Source organism: Arthrobacter sp. CG_A4 (assembly GCF_035985125.1).
In the GTDB taxonomy this organism is placed as follows: Bacteria; Actinomycetota; Actinomycetes; order Actinomycetales; family Micrococcaceae; genus Arthrobacter.
This window is the reverse complement of the sequence record NZ_JAXCID010000006.1, coordinates 1-15,415: the sequence shown is the minus strand read 5'-3', so window position 1 is coordinate 15,415 and position 15,415 is coordinate 1. Positions and strand designations below refer to the sequence as shown.

The window sequence follows — 15,415 nt, the reverse complement described above, 5'->3', positions numbered from 1 at the left end:
ACCGGTGTAGGGCTTCGCAGGCAGGACCTTTCATGTACACCTGATTTTCTTAGGTGTACATTAGTGGAATGTCGACTATCAACATCACGGACGCGCGATCCCATCTGCCAGAGCTCATCGCCGTGGCCGAATTGGAGCCGGTATTCATCGAGCGCCGGGGGCGTCGGGCAGCGGTTTTGGTATCGCCGGAGCGCTACGAGCAGATGCTGGCAGCTCTGGAAGAAGTCGAGGACATCGCAGCCTTCGATGCGGCCATGGCTGAGGAGGGAGCGAACATCCCCTGGGCACAGGTGAAGGTCGACCTCGGCTGGGTATGACGAACTACCGGATTGAGCTACGTCCAGCGGCCCTTCGCGCTCTCAGACAAATCCACCCCCAGGACCGTGATCGTATCCACGGCGGCATCGCACTCCTTGGGTCCGATCCCCGGCCGCCCAAAGCGCTCGCCCTGAGCGGACGCCCGGGCTTCCGGGTCCGTGTTGGCGACTATCGGATCATTTACACTATCCAAGACGATATCCTGCTGGTGGTTGTTGTCACCCTTGGTCATCGGCGTGATGTGTACGCCAAGTAGCCGGTCAGGGGGCGGCGACGGTCGCTGTCGGCGTGCCCGCTCCATTCCACGGACAATCAGTTCGCCGGCAACTCCCAGACCAATAAGGACCAGCAGGTTTCCATTCCGCATGGAACTTCCCGCGATGTAGCAGTTCTGGGCTGCCTGCACCACGGCAACGGCGTTAGAGTACCAACCGTTGACGACACTATGCTGCGGGGCGCCCTTGGTCTCGCCAGCGTTCAGTGACGAGTTTGCGGGCGATGTCAGCCAGGACCCGCGGGGCATAACGGTCAAAGCGATGTTGCAGACGCAGTCTGCAACATCGGCACGCGCCTCAATGGAAATTGTGCAGCGGACTGCTGCACGATTCAATTCGACCTAGGTTTTGCCACATGACCGGTGGCCAATGTCGGACGCCCAGGCCGTGGGCGGCCGCCAACTGCTGCAACTGCCCCCTGCAAATGATGGAACGGCTTCGCGACGGGCCAATTTTGCAAGTGCCGCTCGCAAGATTGAGAAAGGGCCCGTCCAAATTGTGCAAGCGGCGCTTGCACAATTGGCATCCCTCTTCTTGGCTAGTTGTGCAGCGCGTTGCACAACTACACGCCGGCCTTCTCCAACAGATTCTCAGCGTGTGTCTTCGGCACCTGCAGCGCCCGCTCCGACGGTAGCTGCCGGACCCGCCGTCGGCGCTCCGTTCAGCGTCAAGATGGGCAACGGCGACGTCGCGGAGATCACGATTGTCTCGGCTGTTCTGAAGGACGCGAATGGGCGCAAAGCCTATCTGAGCCTCTTCACGGACAAGCAGCTGGCCTCGGGCAACATTCTGCCGGGTGACAAGGCGCGGGGATTCCTTGCCTTCGACATCGCCCCCGGTGCGTCAACAGCAAAGATCTCCACCCCGCTGACGCAGGAAGCCGCACGAATCCAGATCCCGGGGTAGGTGCGTCCTGCTTTGGTACCCAGATCCCCGGAGTAATCCGCAGCCGCCGCTGCCACGTGGGTCGTCGTATAGAAGTCTGAGCTAAGAAGCGGGATCGGAGGTATGTTTCGCCGGATGAGAGCCGGCGACTTCGGTGCGGACGTCGTCCGCGCCGTGCCCGCCCGTCTTTTTGCCGAACGACAGCACTTTCAGCAGCGGGCCCACGATAGCCATGACGACGAGGCCCCAAGCGAGTCCGAGGACGGCCGAGCACAGGGTGTTCACGAGCCAGGCCAGGAAGCCGCCCGCCACGGGGATCCCTGCGAATGGGGCTTCGAGGACATGGACAAGGTCATACGGCACGTGCCAGCCGAGGTCATATGCCCCCTGCAGCATGATGTGGCCACCGACCCAAAGCATGGCGATCGTCCCGACGAGGGTTATTGCGGCGAGCACTGAGGGCATCCCCCTGACGAGCAGCTCGCCGAAGCGCTGGGAGCCAGCGGAGTCCTTAGAGGCCAGGTGCAGGCCGAAGTCGTCCATCTTGACAATGAGTGCGACGGCACCGTAAACGAGCACCGTGATCAGGACCGCGACGACGGCCAGGATGAGCGCCCGGACCAACAAAGACTCATCGGTCACCTCGTTCAACGAGATGACCATAATCTCGCAGGACAGGATGAAGTCGGTGGTGATGGCGCCCTTGGTGACCTTAGCCTCCGCCTCCGGACCCCGTTCGACCGCCGGCGCCTCTTCGTCCGCGTGGTGGCCGCGGAACTTGTGCCAGACTTTTTCGGCGCCCTCGTAGCAGAGGTAGGTGCCGCCGAGCATAAGGATGAACGGGATGGCACCCGGGACGAAGGCGCTGACGAGCAGCAGTGCCGGCAGGATGATCAGCAGCTTGTTCCGGAGCGAGCCCCAGAAGATCCGCTTGATCATCGGCAGTTCGCGGGACGGGTCCGCCCCCGACACGTACTGCGGGGTGACGGCGGCGTCGTCGATCACCACACCGGCGGCCTTGGCTCCCGCCTTCGCTGCTCCGGCAGCGACGTCGTCCACCGAGGCGGCTGCTATGCGGACCAGAGCTGCGACGTCATCCAGCAGGGCGACGAGACCGCCGCTCACAGACCGCTCCCGCACTGCTCGAGCGGGGACTGCAGGGCATGGAGGCCTCGATTGAGGCGCGTGATCGGCATCCTCAAATTATACAGTCAGCCGAAGCGGGTAATGCCCGTGGCCTCGACTATCCCCGAGAAGGACCGATCCTCCTGAGGTCTTCCTTCAGCGTTCTAATAGGTACTCTTTCATTGCCGGGGATCACCGGCTGCGCGGCGGGCCTGAAGGTGTTGTCGCAGGACCGGTAGACCCGCGCAGCACAAGGTCTGACGAGAGAACTACCGGCGAGCGGCTGGAGTGTTCGCCGGCCATGTCGGCAGCGAGGGCATGGACGGCAGCGTGCGCAATGGCGGCGGCAGGCTGGCGGAGTGTTGTCAGCGGCGGATTGGTGAGGGCCATCAGCGTGGAGTCATCGAAGCCGACGATTGACACGTCCTCGGGCACACGCAGCCCCCTGGCCCGCGCTGCGCGGATGGCTCCCAGCGCCATCACGTCCGAACCACACACAATCGCCGTGTGGCCGGAGTCGAGGAGTTCATTGGCCGCGCTCTGGCCGCCTTCCACCGTGAACATGCTGGTTGCTGTATGGGGTTCAGGGTTGTCAATATCCAGGAACTCGGCGAGTGCGATGCGGAATCCGGCCAGCTTCTGCCGGCTGGGAATGAAGCGGTGCGGGCCGATGGCCAGCCCCACGTTCCGGTGCCCCAGGCTGGCGAGATGCTGGACCGCGGTGCGGATCGCGCCGGCGTCGTCGTTGGACACCGAGGCTGCCCCAAGTTCCGGGCGGGGGCCGTTAACCAATACGTAGGGGATGCCCCGCCCGCGCAAACGGTGATAGCGCTCCAGGCTGGCCTGGCAATCGGCGTGGGCGCTGCAGATGAAAATGATGCCGGATGCCCCCTGCGCCACGAGCATCTCGATGTACTCGTCCTCTGTGCGTCCTCCGCCCGGCAAGGCACAGATCACGGGCATGAAGTCCTCCTGGGAGAGAAGGGAGACCACAGCCTGGGCGATGGCCGGAAAGATCGGATTGGTCAGGTCCGGGACAACGATCCCCACTTGCCCCCGGGTGGCGCTCCGGGCGCGGTCGGGGCGCTCGTAGCCCAGGTCGTCCATTGCAGCGAGGACTGCCTGGCGCACCTCCCGTGAAACCCCCTTTCGGCCGTTGACCACCCGGGACACAGTGGCGATGCTGACGCCGACCTTCCGTGCAAGGTCTTCCAGTTTTGGACGTTCGGCTGCGGCAGGTTCCGCCCCGCCCCGGGTCATGCTCATGTTGCTCCTTCGCCGGAACAGCTGTCCGGAAGCTATGGTGCTTCCCAGTGTACGGAATAGCAGATGATCACAACATGAAAAGAAAGCATGAAATTTTCAGCAAATCATTGACGTGCTCGAGAAAGGGAACCTAGGCTCGTGGATACCCCCGCCCCTCACCGCTGCCGGCCGGGGCGTATTCAAGGAAGGTCTTCCATGACTCACCGCTCCACACTTCTCGGGCCCCCAGCTGCCCTCAACAGAAAACTCGTGGCTGCCCTGGTGGCAGCCTGCGCCACTCCATTGGCATTGGGAGGGCTGGCCCTCCCCGCGTTTGCAGACCACACCGCCGCGCCCCAGGCCGTGGTGCTGGTCGGCTCGCTGCAATCCGAAATCGGCTGCACAAAAGACTGGCAGCCGGACTGCGCAGCCAGCAAGCTGCAACCCGTAGAGGGCTCCGCATCGCTCTACCGCGCCACGTTCGATATCCCGGCGGGCACCTACGGCATGAAGGTCGCCATCAACAATTCGTGGGATGAAAACTACGGTGCAGGCGGAGCAGCCGGGGGTGGCGACGTCGTGCTCAGTGCCCCCGGCGGGCCCGTAACTTTCACCTACGACCACGCCAGCCACACTCTCAGTGACGACGTCCCTGATGCGCCCGCGGCTGAGGCAGGATCGCACTGGCTGTCGGCGGACACCATCGCCTGGCAGGCGCCTGCGGCCGAAGGCACCACCTACCGGCTTTACAGTGCCCCCGATGGCGGCATGGCCGTGGCCGACGGACGGGTCACCGGCGGAAGCTACACAGCGCTGGAAAAGACCGGCGACGCGCTGGACGCCGGTCTGGCAGCCAAGTATCCCCATCTGGGGGACTTCGCCGCCTTTCGGCTGGCGGAAGGTGACAGCCTGCGCGCCAGAGAATTGCTCAAGGGTCAGTTGATCGTCGCCGCTGTCGGGGCGGACGGCAAGGTCACAGCCGCCACCGGAGTCCAGGTCCCCGGGGTCCTGGACACGCTTTACCGGGGCGCAGCGGAGCAGGAACTCGGACTGAGGTGGAAGGGTAACCGGCCAGAGCTTTCCCTGTGGGCGCCTACAGCGCGCAGCGTCACCGTCCACACTTACGCTTCCGGTTCAGCCGGCGATCCTGTATCCAGCCGGACTATGGAACCTGGCAAGGACGGCGTCTGGTCCATGACCGGGGACAAAGACTGGAAGGGCGCATACTACCTGTACGAGGTGGAGGTCTTTGTGCCGGAAACCGGCAAGGTTGAGCGGAACCTGGTCACCGATCCCTACAGTGTGGGCCTCTCCGCCAAATCCGAGCGCAGCCTTTTCGTTGACGTGGAGGACAAATCCCTGGCCCCCGCTGGCTGGAAGAAGCTGCAGAAGCCGGCGCTCAGCAAGCCGGAGGACCTCTCCCTCTACGAGCTGCAGGTCCGTGACTTCTCCATCACGGACGAGTCCGTTCCGGAGGCGCACCGCGGCACCTACAAGGCCTTTACCGATTCCGACAGCAACGGCATGCGGCGCCTCCGGGAGTTGACTGAGGCCGGGATGAACGCAGTCCACCTGCTGCCAGTCAATGACATCGGCACCATCGAGGAAAGGCGCAGCGACCGGCTCGAACCGGCCTGTGACCTCGCCGCCCTACCCGCAGATTCGGGGGAACAGCAGTCCTGCGTGGGAAAGACCGCGGCTAAGGACGGGTTCAACTGGGGCTACGATCCGCTGCACTACACGGCGCCTGAGGGCTCGTACGCCACCAACCCGGACGGGACAGCCAGGATCACCGAATTCCGCGAGATGGTGGCCGCGCTGAACACCGCCGGAGCGCGCGTCATCCAGGACGTCGTCTACAACCACACGTCGAGTGCAGGCCAGTCCGGGAGCAACAACCTTGACCGGATTGTTCCCGGGTACTACCACCGCCTGAACGCCGCCACCGGATCCCTTGAAACATCGACCTGCTGCGCCAATACGGCCACTGAGAACGCGATGATGGGCAAGCTCATGATCGATTCCCTGGTGACACTTGCCAAGACCTACAAGCTGGACGGCTTCCGGTTTGACCTCATGGGCCATCACTCCAAACAGAACTTGTTGGACGTCCGGGCGGCCCTCGACGAGCTGACGCCGGCCAAGGACGGCGTCGACGGCAAGAACATCACCCTGTACGGCGAAGGCTGGAACTTCGGTGAAGTGGCGGACAACGCCCGTTTTGTCCAGGCCACCCAGGCCAACATGGCCGGAACCGGCATCGGCACATTTAACGACCGCCTGCGCGATGCTGTCCGCGGGGGCGGTCCTTTTGATCCTGATCCGCGGGTCCAGGGCTTCGGGTCCGGCCTGTTCACGGACCCCAACAGTTCGCCGGCCAACGGCACCCCGGAACAGCAAAAAACGGCCCTCCTCCTTGCCCAGGACCTGGTCAAGGTAGGCCTGACCGGCAACCTGAAGGACTACTCCTTCGTTGACCGCACCGGAGCCCCCGTCACCGGGGCGGACGTGCCGTACAACGGCGCCCCCGCCGGCTACACCAGCGATCCGCAGGAAGCCGTCAGCTACGTCGAGGCCCACGACAATGAGACGCTCTTCGATTCCCTCGCCCTCAAACTGCCGCAGGACACGGTGATGGCTGACCGGACCCGGATGCAGACCCTTTCCCTCAGCACCACGGCCTTCAGCCAGGGCATCTCCTTCTGGCACGCGGGAGGCGAATCGCTGCGCAGCAAGTCACTGGACCGCAACAGTTACGACTCGGGCGACTGGTTCAACATCCTGGACCACACGGACGTCACCAACGGCTTCGGCCGCGGGTTGCCGCCCAAGGCTGACAACGAAGACAAGTACAACTACATGCGCCCGCTGCTTGCAGACCCCGCGCAGAAGCCTGCCTCCGCTGAGATTGCCGAAGCGCGCGGCCGGGCCGCTGAGCTGCTGCAGATCCGCAAGAGCACGCCGTTGTTCCACTTGGGCGAAGCCAGCCTCGTGCAGCAAAAGGTGTCCTTCCCTGCCGGCGGCCCCGAACAGGCGCCGGGCGTAGTGGTAATGCGCATCGACGATACCGTGGGCCCGGACGTGGACAAGGACCTGCGCGGGCTGGTGGTGGTGTTCAACGCCGCCGATGAGCCTGTCAGCCAGACTGTTGCCGGGACAACGGGGGCCGCTTATACCCTGCACCCGGTACAGTCCGGGGGCATCGATCCGGTGGTCAAGAAGGCCACCCACGATTCGGCGACCGGGACCTTCACCGTCCCCGCCCGCACGGTGGCGGTGTTCCAGGTCCGTTAGCGTTGCGCTGCCTGGCCGCAGGGCACCCGGGGCGTGCACTTGTCGACGACGGCGGACTCGGCTGCCGCGGCGGCCGGACCCGCCGTCGGCGCTCCGTTCAGCTAGCCTCGGCCCATCCAGGCAGTGTGGCCGAGGCAGTGTGGCCGGGTTAGACGCCGGCCGCCAGCCGCCCCGCCATGACCCGGGACAGGAACTCCTCAACCACTGCGGCGAACTCGTCGGGCCGTTCGATCTGCGGCATGTGGCCCGTCTTCGAGAATACGTACGACTCGGAACGGGGCAACGCCGCGGCGGCCGCCTTCAAGTGGCTGAAGGGAAGGACGTGGTCGTGGTCGCCCCAGACCACCAGCGTCGGAATGTCCAAAGGCGCCAAGGCCTCCAACAGAGCGGTCCGCCAGCCGGCCCTGATACCGGAGATCGTGCCGAGATCGCGGGCGATTTCTTCGACTGTTTGACGGTGGGCCGCCCGTTGCGACAACGCGAAAGCATGACCAACACGGGCTTCGGTCACCAGCTCCTTGTCGTAGAAGATCGACTCGACAGTGCGGCGGGAAGCCTTCACATCCGGACGCATAAGCAATGCCGCCAGCGGCCTGACCGTGAGCAGGCGCAGGACCAATGCAACCTCCTGGCCGAACCCGGCGCTGTTGGCCAAAACGAGGGCTGAGACGCGGCTGGGATTGTCGGCAGCGAACCTCATGGCGACGGCGCCGCCGAGCGAGTTGCCCATCACGGGCAGCGGCCGGTGCACCCCGACGGCGTCGAGGAAGGCGGGCAGGACGGCCGCCAGCTTCGCCAACGTCGCCGGCCCGGAGAGGCGCTCGGAGTATGCGAAGCCGGGCAGGTCAACGCTGTAGACGGTGTGGCGTGCCGAGAGACGTTCGTGCTGCTCGTTCCAGTCCTCCAGGCTCTGGCCAATGCCGTGCAGGAGCAGCACGGGATCTCCACTGCCGGTTTTCCGGTAGCGCAACCGCGTGCCGCCGACGTCGACGTGCCCTGTCCCGGGGAGGGAAAGCGGGTCCTGGGCCGGCGCCGAAGTTTCGGGCTCCGGCGCCGCCACCTGTTGCCCGCGGCGACCGAAGCGGACGTGGTCCGTCAGCCTGCCGGCTCTGAGCAGGGCGAAGTCGCGCACATAGTTCTGGTGCAGCCGCCACGGCGAGCCGGCGCCCTGCCTGGGCAGGTGGCCGGCGTCGCGCAGGATGTAGCCGGCCTTCAGATCGATCAGGGACGTCAGCCCAGCGTCCGCCGCGCCGGCGGGAGCTTGGGGTGCCACCCAGTGCAGGTCCCGGCGGTCGAGGTGCTTCAGCAGCCGGCAGATGTAGCCGGCCACCAGGTCCGCTTTGAGGGTCCAGGACGCGTTGGTGTAGCCGATGGTGAGCGCAAAGTTGGGGACGCCGTCGAGCATCATGCCCTTGTACGTCAGGGTCTTGCCTACGTCCACCGGCTCGCCGTCAACGGTCAGCGTCATGCCGCCGATCACCAGCAGGTTCAGTCCCGTTGCTGTGACAATCACGTCGGCCGGAATCGACCCGCCCGAGACCAGGTCGATCCCCTCCGGGGTGATCCGCGAGATCCTGTCGGTCATGATCTCCGCAGTGCCCGCGCTGATGGCGCGGTACAGGTCCCCATTGGGGATGGCGCAGACCCTCTGGTCCCACGGCTGATACGACGGGGCCAGATGTGTGTCCACCGCATAGCCCGCCGGCAGCTTGGCGACGGCCGACTTACGGAGGATCGCCTTCATCGTCTCCGGCCGGCGTCGGCTGAGCTAGTAGGTGAACATCGAAAAGAGAATGTTCTTGGCCCGTACGACGCCGTACGCCAGTTGGGCGGGCACCTTGCCCCGGAGGCGGTCCGCCAGGTGGTCCCGGGACGGGACGGGCGCGATGTAGCTGGGGGAGCGCTGCAGCATGGTGACTTTGGCAGCCGACTTTGCCATCGACGGGACGAGTGTCACCGCGGTGGCCCCGCTGCCGATGATCACCACCTGCTTGCCGTCGTAATCGAGGCCGGCCGGCCAGTGCTGCGGGTGGACGATCGAACCGGCGAAAGTGTCGGCACCCGCGATGGCCGGGGTAAAGCCTTCGTCATAGCGGTAGTAGCCCGAGCAGACGGACAGGAACGAGCAGGTAAATGTGACTGGATTGGCGGTCGACGCCGGATGGTCCTGCCGGTGTTCGCCGCCGGCCGTGCGGGCGGCCGTGACTGTCCACAGCGCGGTGTCGCTGGACCACTCGGCCGATACCACCCGGTGGTTCAGCCGGATCCGCGGTGCCAGGCCCTCGTCCGCGACCGTCGCTTCGATGTAGTCCCGGATTGAGTCGCCGTCGGCGATGGCCTTGGCTCCGGCCCAGGGCCGGAAGGAGTAGCCGAGCGTGAACATGTCGCTGTCCGAGCGGATGCCCGGGTACCGGAAAAGATCCCAGGTGCCTCCCACCGCTCCGCGGGACTCCAGGATCGTAAAGGTCTTTCCGGGTACCTCGCGTTTCAGCCGGCTGGCGAAACCTATGCCGCTCAGCCCGGCTCCAACAATCAACACATCCACGTGTTCGCTCATGAAGCCAAGCTATCGACTTAAAGTTGACAGAGTCAACACTGTGTCGAGAACCCGGGCTAGGATGGGCGCATGGCTCAACGAGGAAGACGTAGCGCACGGATCTCGGGGGATGAGCGCCAGGACGCCATCCTCGTCACGGCCGAGGCGCTCCTCGGCGAGCGGGGCTTTGATGACATTTCGATCGAGGATCTGGCCCGCGGCGCCGGCATCTCCCGTCCCACCTTCTATTTTTACTTCTCGTCCAAAGACGGGGTGCTGCTGGCCCTCCTGGATCGTGTTATCACCGAGGTGGAATACCGGGTGGGCCAGCTGCCGCGGGATTTTGACAGTGATCCCGCGGGAGCCTGGACCCGGTCCATCGGCGTGTTCGTCGAGGTGTTCACGTCCCACCGCGGCGTCGCCACCGCCGCGATCGCTGGATGCTCCCGCAACGAGGAGGTGCGGAAGCTCTGGTCCAAGTCGATGCAGTCCTGGGCCGACTTTTCGACCAACGTGATCACGTCAGAGCAAGCCCGGGGCGCCGCTCCCGGGGGCATTGACGCCCACGACCTCGCAGTGAGCCTCAACCTGATGAATGAGCGGGTGATCACCGCGGTCCTCAACCAGGAGAGTCCCGCCATCGCGGGGTCCCGCGCCCTGGACGTGTTATCGACCATCTGGATCCGCAGTATCTACGGATCCGTCCACCCGGGCAGCCCGTAGCGCCCGCCTCGAAAGGAAAAACCCGTATGCCCCACATCAAGACGCTGACCGTACTCGGTACCGGAGTGCTCGGCTCACAAATCGCCTTCCAGGCCGCGTTCCACGGATTTGCCGTTACGGCTTACGACATTGACGACGCGGCCCTGGACAAGGCCCGGGCCCGCTTCGCGCATCTCGCCGGCATCTACCGGGCCCAGGTCACCGGTGCCTCGGAGGGCCAGGCCGAGGCAGCCCTTGACAAGCTGAGCCTCAGCGCTGACCTCGGGGCCGCCGTGGCCGACGCAGATCTGGTGATTGAGGCCGTTCCCGAACTGCTCGAGCTCAAGCGGGACATGTACCGCAAGCTCGCGGACCTGGCCCCCGCCAGGACCATCTTCGCCACGAACTCCTCGACCCTGCTGCCCAGCGACCTCAAGGATTCCACCGGCCGTCCAGACCGTTTTCTTGCCATCCACTACGCCAACAACATCTGGGCGCAGAACATCGCCGAGGTGATGGGCACCGCCGAAACCGATCCGGCCGTGTTCGACGCCGTCGTCGAGTTCGCCCGGAACAGCGGGCTGGAGCCGATCGAGATCAAGAAGGAGAAAGCCGGCTACGTCCTGAACTCGCTTCTGGTCCCGCTCCTGAATGCGGCCGCCGGCCTGCTGCTGCAGGGCGTCGCCAGCCCGGAAACGATCGACAAGACCTGGCGCATTGCCACCGGGGCGCCGAGCGGACCGTTTCAGATCTTCGACGTCGTTGGCCTGGGTACCGCGTACAACATCTCCGCGTCCTCCCCGGACGCAGGGTCCCGGGCATTCGCCCAGTACCTGAAGGAGAACTACATCGACCAGGGCAAGCTCGGCGTCGCGACGGGCGAGGGCTTCTACACGTACTGAGTCCGCCGAGTGTCGCTGCGGCGGAATCGGAGCCGGAACGCCCGGGCTGCCGCGTCCGTGTTGGCGATCACCCTTCGTCATCGGCGCGACCTTGACACCAAGTAGAGGGCCAGGGTTGGCTGCGCGTCGTTTGTCTCCCGCGAAATTCGTTTCCCGCTTTTTCCGCGCTGACAATGAACGCAGCGTTGGTCAACCCTAAAGCCGGAAGGAAATAGTCCGGAATCCGGCGTCGTCCGTTTGCACGGTGGCGCGGACGGAAGTGTAGTCCCTGATGTGCAGCACGCCGTCGGGGAGCGGGCCGGTAGTCGGGCCCACTCCCACCGTGCGGATGCCGGCAGCCAGCCCGGATGCGATCCCGGCAGGCGCATCCTCGAAGATGAGGGCGTCCGCAGGCTCTACCCCCAGCAGTTCGGCCGCCCGCAGATACCCTTCCGGATGCGGCTTGCCATGGGTAATGAGGTCGGCGGTGACAGCGGTTGCGGGCATGGCCAGGCCGGCGGCTTCCATACGGATGTCTGCCAGGATCCGGTCGGCCGACGTCACCAGGGCCACAGCGTTGCCGGGAAGAAAACTCAGGAGCTCCGCGGCCCCGGGCAGCGGCAGAATCCCCTCGGTCCGGACACGTTCCATGGCGCCGAGCTCGGCTGCAAGCGCTGTGAGGTCCGAACCCGCAGGGGCGAACCGGCGGACAGTGTCGATGGCCTGCACGCCGTGGGAGGTGCGCAGAATCTCGGCGGCGTCGAGGCCGTACCGGGCCGCGAATTCACTCCAGACCTGTTCCACAACGGGCGTGGAATCAACCAGCGTGCCGTCCATGTCAAACAGGACCGCACGGCAGGTCAGGGTGCGTGGAACAGCGGGAGCGGGGATAGCCACCAGCCAATCATGGTCCACCTTGATGCTGGACGGACGAGTGTTACGCGCTGATGCCGCCCCAGCTCTCCCGCGGGTGGCGTGCCGCTAAACACCATATGCTGTGACGGCAACCATCGCGAGCACCAAAAAAAAAGACCAGGGGGACCCATGTCGACCAGCGAGTATGGACCACAAAACGCCTATCAGCACCCGGATCAGCAGCCAGTGACGATGGGGCAGCTGCGCTGGTACATGGAGGGCATGCGGCACGCGCGGCTGGCCACGGTGTTCGGAATCCTGGCGATCGTCAGCCTGGGGATCCTGTTCGGGCCGCTGGCGATATCCCGGTCGAAGAAGGCCGAGGCCTTCGGCGTTCCTGCGGCCGAAGGGCGGGTGCTCGGCTGGGTGGGGATCGGCCTGTTTATCATGTGGGTGGTGTTCTTCATCGCTTACCTGGCTCTGATTGTCACCCTCATCGGCAGCCTCCCGAACTCGGGCGTAACTGGCGCGTAGCCGCCTTACCTTAGTTTTGGGGACGTGCGTTTCCCGGCTGTGTCGGCCCGGCTGTGTCGGCCCGGCCGTGTCCGGCCGGCCGTGTCCGGCGGGCCGTGTCCGGCGGGCGGGCCCGTGGGTCCCGCCCGCCGGGCTTTTCAGCCGAAGTTGGCGACGTAGCTGGGCACCCCGACGGCGTCGACGGACACCGGCGCGCCGGTGTCGTTGATGACGTGATCCAGGGTCCCGGCGCCGAGGTTGACGGTCAGCAGGCCGTGGAGCTTCACACCGGGTGTGACCGGCACCTCAAAGCCCCGCGTGGCGTGGATCGTGGGGTCCACGTTGTTATAGACGTAGCTGCCCCCGCCCCAGAGCTCGTGGGTCTTGACCGAATCGGCAACCTTGTAGCCGGCCCAGCCCAGGACGCCGTCGTGCTGCCAGGCGGCCTGGTTGGGTGCATCGTAAGGCAGCTCGTTCTGGAAGAAGACGGTCTTGCCGTTCTCTCCGTTCCAGATGACGTTGTACTGCTGGTAGTGCTCTACGAAGAGTCCGGTGGCGGTGACGTTGTCGCCGTTGACGATGACGCCGTTCTGTCCGGTGCTGACGGTCCAACCGAAGCTGCCTGGGTTGCCGTGGTCCGCGCGCCAGGCCCAGATATGGTCCAGGAGGACGTTATCACTGTTGACCTCAAGGCTGACAGTGGCCTTGCCCACGTGCGGGCCGCCGATGCGGAAGAACACATCGTGCAGCGTGGTGGGGTTGGCGGCATCACTGTTATTGCCCGACTTGCCGGATTCGTCAGCCTTGGCGGGTTTTCCGTACTTGGCGGCCTTGCCGATGCGCATCAGCGCGGGCGAGTTCACCTCGCCCGCATCTATGGTTACGCCGGCAATGTCGACGCCGGGGACGTCCGCGACAGTCAGCGGCACGGCGCCGTCGACGGCAGTGAGGGTGGCCATGCCGAGTCCGAGCACGACGGTGTTGGCACGCTTGACCTCGATGCTCTGGCCGACGTCGTAGATCCCCGGGGTGAGCAGCAGGTTCTTGCCGCGCGCCAGCTGGGAATTGATGGTCTTGACCGAATCGGTGGGCCTGGCCACGAAGAAGTCGGACAGTGCGATGCTGCGGCCCGCCGTGGGACCGTTTTCCCATGTGGTGCCGGCGGAGTCCTTGCGGACGGCGGGAACGAAGACGCCGTACTGACCCGCCGCGTCGACGGTGAGGTAGGGCTTCTCCCGGCTGACCGGGGTGCTGGCCAGGTTGGTGTACGGCGGAGTGGGGAAGGACTGCGCCGGGGCGCCGTTGACGCCGGAGAAGACCTGGTTCCAGACGGCGTTGGACCAGCCGTCGATGTTGCTGTCCCGCACATAGTACTGCTGCTGTGAGCCGTTGATGACGGTGCCGGTCTTCGAGTCGGAGATGAAGCCGCCGCTGGCGAACTGCGGCCCGGCTGTGCAGTAGTCCATCAGGGAAAGATTGCCGCCGGTGACGTTGACCCGCCGCATGGGGGATGCCTGCGAGGCGGCCCAGAAGTTGGCCGAGCCGCGGCAGCCGTCGAGGGCTGTGACGTTAATAGTCAGGTTGGACAGCGAGCGCCAGAAGTTGTTCAGCGCGATGCAGTTGTCCGCGGTCAGGCACCGGTTATAAACGTTGACGCGGCCGTTGATGGTGACATCCGTGGGTGAGGCGCCCAGGCCCGCTACCTCGGTGGAGTAGCCCACCTGAACGATGAGGGGCTCCTCGGCGCTGCCGTAGGTGCCGGGCTTGAACAGCAGGGAATAGCGGTTGGTACCCATCTCGTCGTCGACCTGCTGGGCCGCAATGGCAGCGACGGCGGCCTGGATCTCGGCCACGGGCATGCTGGGGTCGAAAATCCGGACGTTGGGACCGAAGCCGGGGTCCACGGCCTGGGGGCCGGCCGGTGCGGGGGCTTTGGGCGCAGTTGGTGCGGGGGCCTGCGGCTTGGCCGGCACCGAGGCGGCGGCGACGCCACCGCCGCTGCCGATGAGGCCGATGAGGAGGGCGACGGTGCCGGCGATGAGGCGGCCCCGGGCGCGCCGCGGCTGCGGAATCTCGCGCCGGGCGGCCCGTGGCCGAAGGGGGAAGTGGGCTAGCGGCATTGCTGGTCCTGTTCTCTGTGGGGAAGGGCTCCAGGCGTGCGGTGGTGACTTTACGTCCGTACCGTGCGCGCCTGGTAGACGGTGCCGGCTGAAGGGCGGGACCCTTGCGCCAGCGCAGTGGGTGTGCCGATGGACGGACTATCGGCACGGAAAATCGGGCTGGATAAACAACGAGAGCCGGTCACGACAACTGTTGTGGGAGCGCTCCCGCATCGGTAGCCTAGCATCGCCCCCGGGCCCCGGCAAGAGTCTGGGCCGGGGGAGAAGCCCGCTCTTGACAACGGGATGTGAGGTGGGACACCATGACCGTGAGAGCGCTCCCATCGGGATCGTTCACCATGCCAACGGTGCTGTTGCCCCCAACCCAGCAACGGCGAATTTCCGCTTCCGGCCCTGCGAAGCGGATGGAATTTTGACGAAGGAGTCTTCCCCTGTGAAAAACCAAAGCAAGTTCACTGTGTTCTCTGCTGCGGCCGCCTGCCTGGCCCTGTCGCTGACAGCCTGCGGATCGGCCGCTCCCGAAAAGGCCGGCGCTAAGGGCTCGCTGATTATTTAGTTGGTGTGTCTCTGGTTTTGAGGGTGTAGTTCCATTCGGGGTGCCATTCGTGTCTGGTCAGGGTGCCGCTGTCTTCTAGTTCCACCATTTCCTTGTCGGGTACTTTCACG

General features: G+C 65.2%; 14 protein-coding genes. 8 read left to right on the top strand and 6 right to left on the bottom strand.

Annotated features, from left to right (window positions below; translation table 11 throughout):
* Window positions 1-68: 68 nt before the first annotated feature.
* The 3 genes from RCH07_RS03990 to RCH07_RS03980 all read left to right on the top strand — a co-directional run bounded on the left by RCH07_RS03990 (window position 69) and on the right by RCH07_RS03980 (window position 1,499).
* Entirely contained in the window at window positions 69-317 is a 249-nt protein-coding gene (locus tag RCH07_RS03990; protein WP_326966182.1) for a type II toxin-antitoxin system Phd/YefM family antitoxin, read from the top strand.
* Window positions 314-574, top strand: a complete 261-nt coding sequence (locus RCH07_RS03985; protein ID WP_326966181.1) for a type II toxin-antitoxin system RelE family toxin — start codon at window positions 314-316, stop codon at window positions 572-574. The genes RCH07_RS03990 and RCH07_RS03985 overlap by 4 nt, the downstream gene beginning before the upstream one ends.
* 616 nt (window positions 575-1,190) lie before the next feature.
* A complete protein-coding gene (locus RCH07_RS03980) occupies window positions 1,191-1,499 on the top strand; it encodes a hypothetical protein (protein ID WP_326966180.1) in 309 nt (102 codons plus the stop codon).
* 81 nt (window positions 1,500-1,580) lie between these two features.
* On the opposite strand, the gene RCH07_RS03975 is transcribed toward RCH07_RS03980, so the two are convergent.
* Together RCH07_RS03975 and RCH07_RS03970 are read right to left on the bottom strand one after the other, a co-directional pair.
* Window positions 1,581-2,603 (bottom strand): DUF808 domain-containing protein, encoded by a 1,023-nt coding sequence (locus RCH07_RS03975; protein WP_326966179.1) that lies wholly within the window; start codon window positions 2,601-2,603, stop codon window positions 1,581-1,583.
* Between the two features lie 192 nt (window positions 2,604-2,795).
* Window positions 2,796-3,869, bottom strand: coding sequence for a LacI family DNA-binding transcriptional regulator (locus RCH07_RS03970; RefSeq protein ID WP_326966178.1), 1,074 nt, complete (start codon window positions 3,867-3,869; stop codon window positions 2,796-2,798).
* A 195-nt stretch (window positions 3,870-4,064) separates the two neighbouring features.
* On the opposite strand from RCH07_RS03970, the gene pulA reads away from it, so the two are divergent.
* The gene (gene pulA / locus RCH07_RS03965; protein ID WP_326966177.1) at window positions 4,065-7,142 is read left to right on the top strand and encodes a pullulanase-type alpha-1,6-glucosidase; all 3,078 of its coding nucleotides are present in this window, start codon (window positions 4,065-4,067) and stop codon (window positions 7,140-7,142) included.
* A gap of 148 nt (window positions 7,143-7,290) precedes the next feature.
* Here the strand turns inward: pulA and RCH07_RS03960 are convergent, their stop codons facing one another.
* Entirely contained in the window at window positions 7,291-8,886 is a 1,596-nt protein-coding gene (locus RCH07_RS03960) for an alpha/beta fold hydrolase (protein WP_326966176.1), read from the bottom strand.
* 24 nt (window positions 8,887-8,910) lie between these two features.
* Window positions 8,911-9,699 carry a flavin-containing monooxygenase gene (locus RCH07_RS03955; protein ID WP_326966175.1) on the bottom strand — a complete coding sequence of 263 codons (789 nt, stop codon included), beginning with the start codon at window positions 9,697-9,699 and terminating at the stop codon, window positions 8,911-8,913.
* A 69-nt stretch (window positions 9,700-9,768) separates the two neighbouring features.
* On the opposite strand from RCH07_RS03955, the gene RCH07_RS03950 reads away from it, so the two are divergent.
* Entirely contained in the window at window positions 9,769-10,401 is a 633-nt protein-coding gene (locus tag RCH07_RS03950) for a TetR/AcrR family transcriptional regulator (protein ID WP_326966174.1), read from the top strand.
* Window positions 10,402-10,427: 26 nt separating this feature from the next.
* On the top strand, window positions 10,428-11,282 hold the full coding sequence (locus RCH07_RS03945; protein WP_326966173.1) for a 3-hydroxyacyl-CoA dehydrogenase: 855 nt from the start codon (window positions 10,428-10,430) through the stop codon (window positions 11,280-11,282).
* A gap of 195 nt (window positions 11,283-11,477) precedes the next feature.
* Here the strand turns inward: RCH07_RS03945 and RCH07_RS03940 are convergent, their stop codons facing one another.
* Window positions 11,478-12,158: an HAD-IA family hydrolase gene (locus RCH07_RS03940; protein WP_326966172.1), complete on the bottom strand. Its 681-nt coding sequence runs from the start codon at window positions 12,156-12,158 to the stop codon at window positions 11,478-11,480.
* 147 nt (window positions 12,159-12,305) lie between these two features.
* Between RCH07_RS03940 and RCH07_RS03935 the strand changes: the two genes are divergently transcribed.
* The gene (locus tag RCH07_RS03935) at window positions 12,306-12,650 is read left to right on the top strand and encodes a hypothetical protein (RefSeq protein ID WP_326966171.1); all 345 of its coding nucleotides are present in this window, start codon (window positions 12,306-12,308) and stop codon (window positions 12,648-12,650) included.
* 137 nt (window positions 12,651-12,787) lie between these two features.
* Here RCH07_RS03935 and RCH07_RS03930 read toward each other — a convergent pair whose 3' ends face one another.
* Window positions 12,788-14,749: an adenylyl cyclase gene (locus tag RCH07_RS03930; protein ID WP_326966170.1), complete on the bottom strand. Its 1,962-nt coding sequence runs from the start codon at window positions 14,747-14,749 to the stop codon at window positions 12,788-12,790.
* A gap of 433 nt (window positions 14,750-15,182) precedes the next feature.
* On the opposite strand from RCH07_RS03930, the gene RCH07_RS03925 reads away from it, so the two are divergent.
* A complete protein-coding gene (locus RCH07_RS03925; protein ID WP_326966169.1) occupies window positions 15,183-15,305 on the top strand; it encodes a hypothetical protein in 123 nt (40 codons plus the stop codon).
* Window positions 15,306-15,415 lie beyond the last annotated feature (110 nt).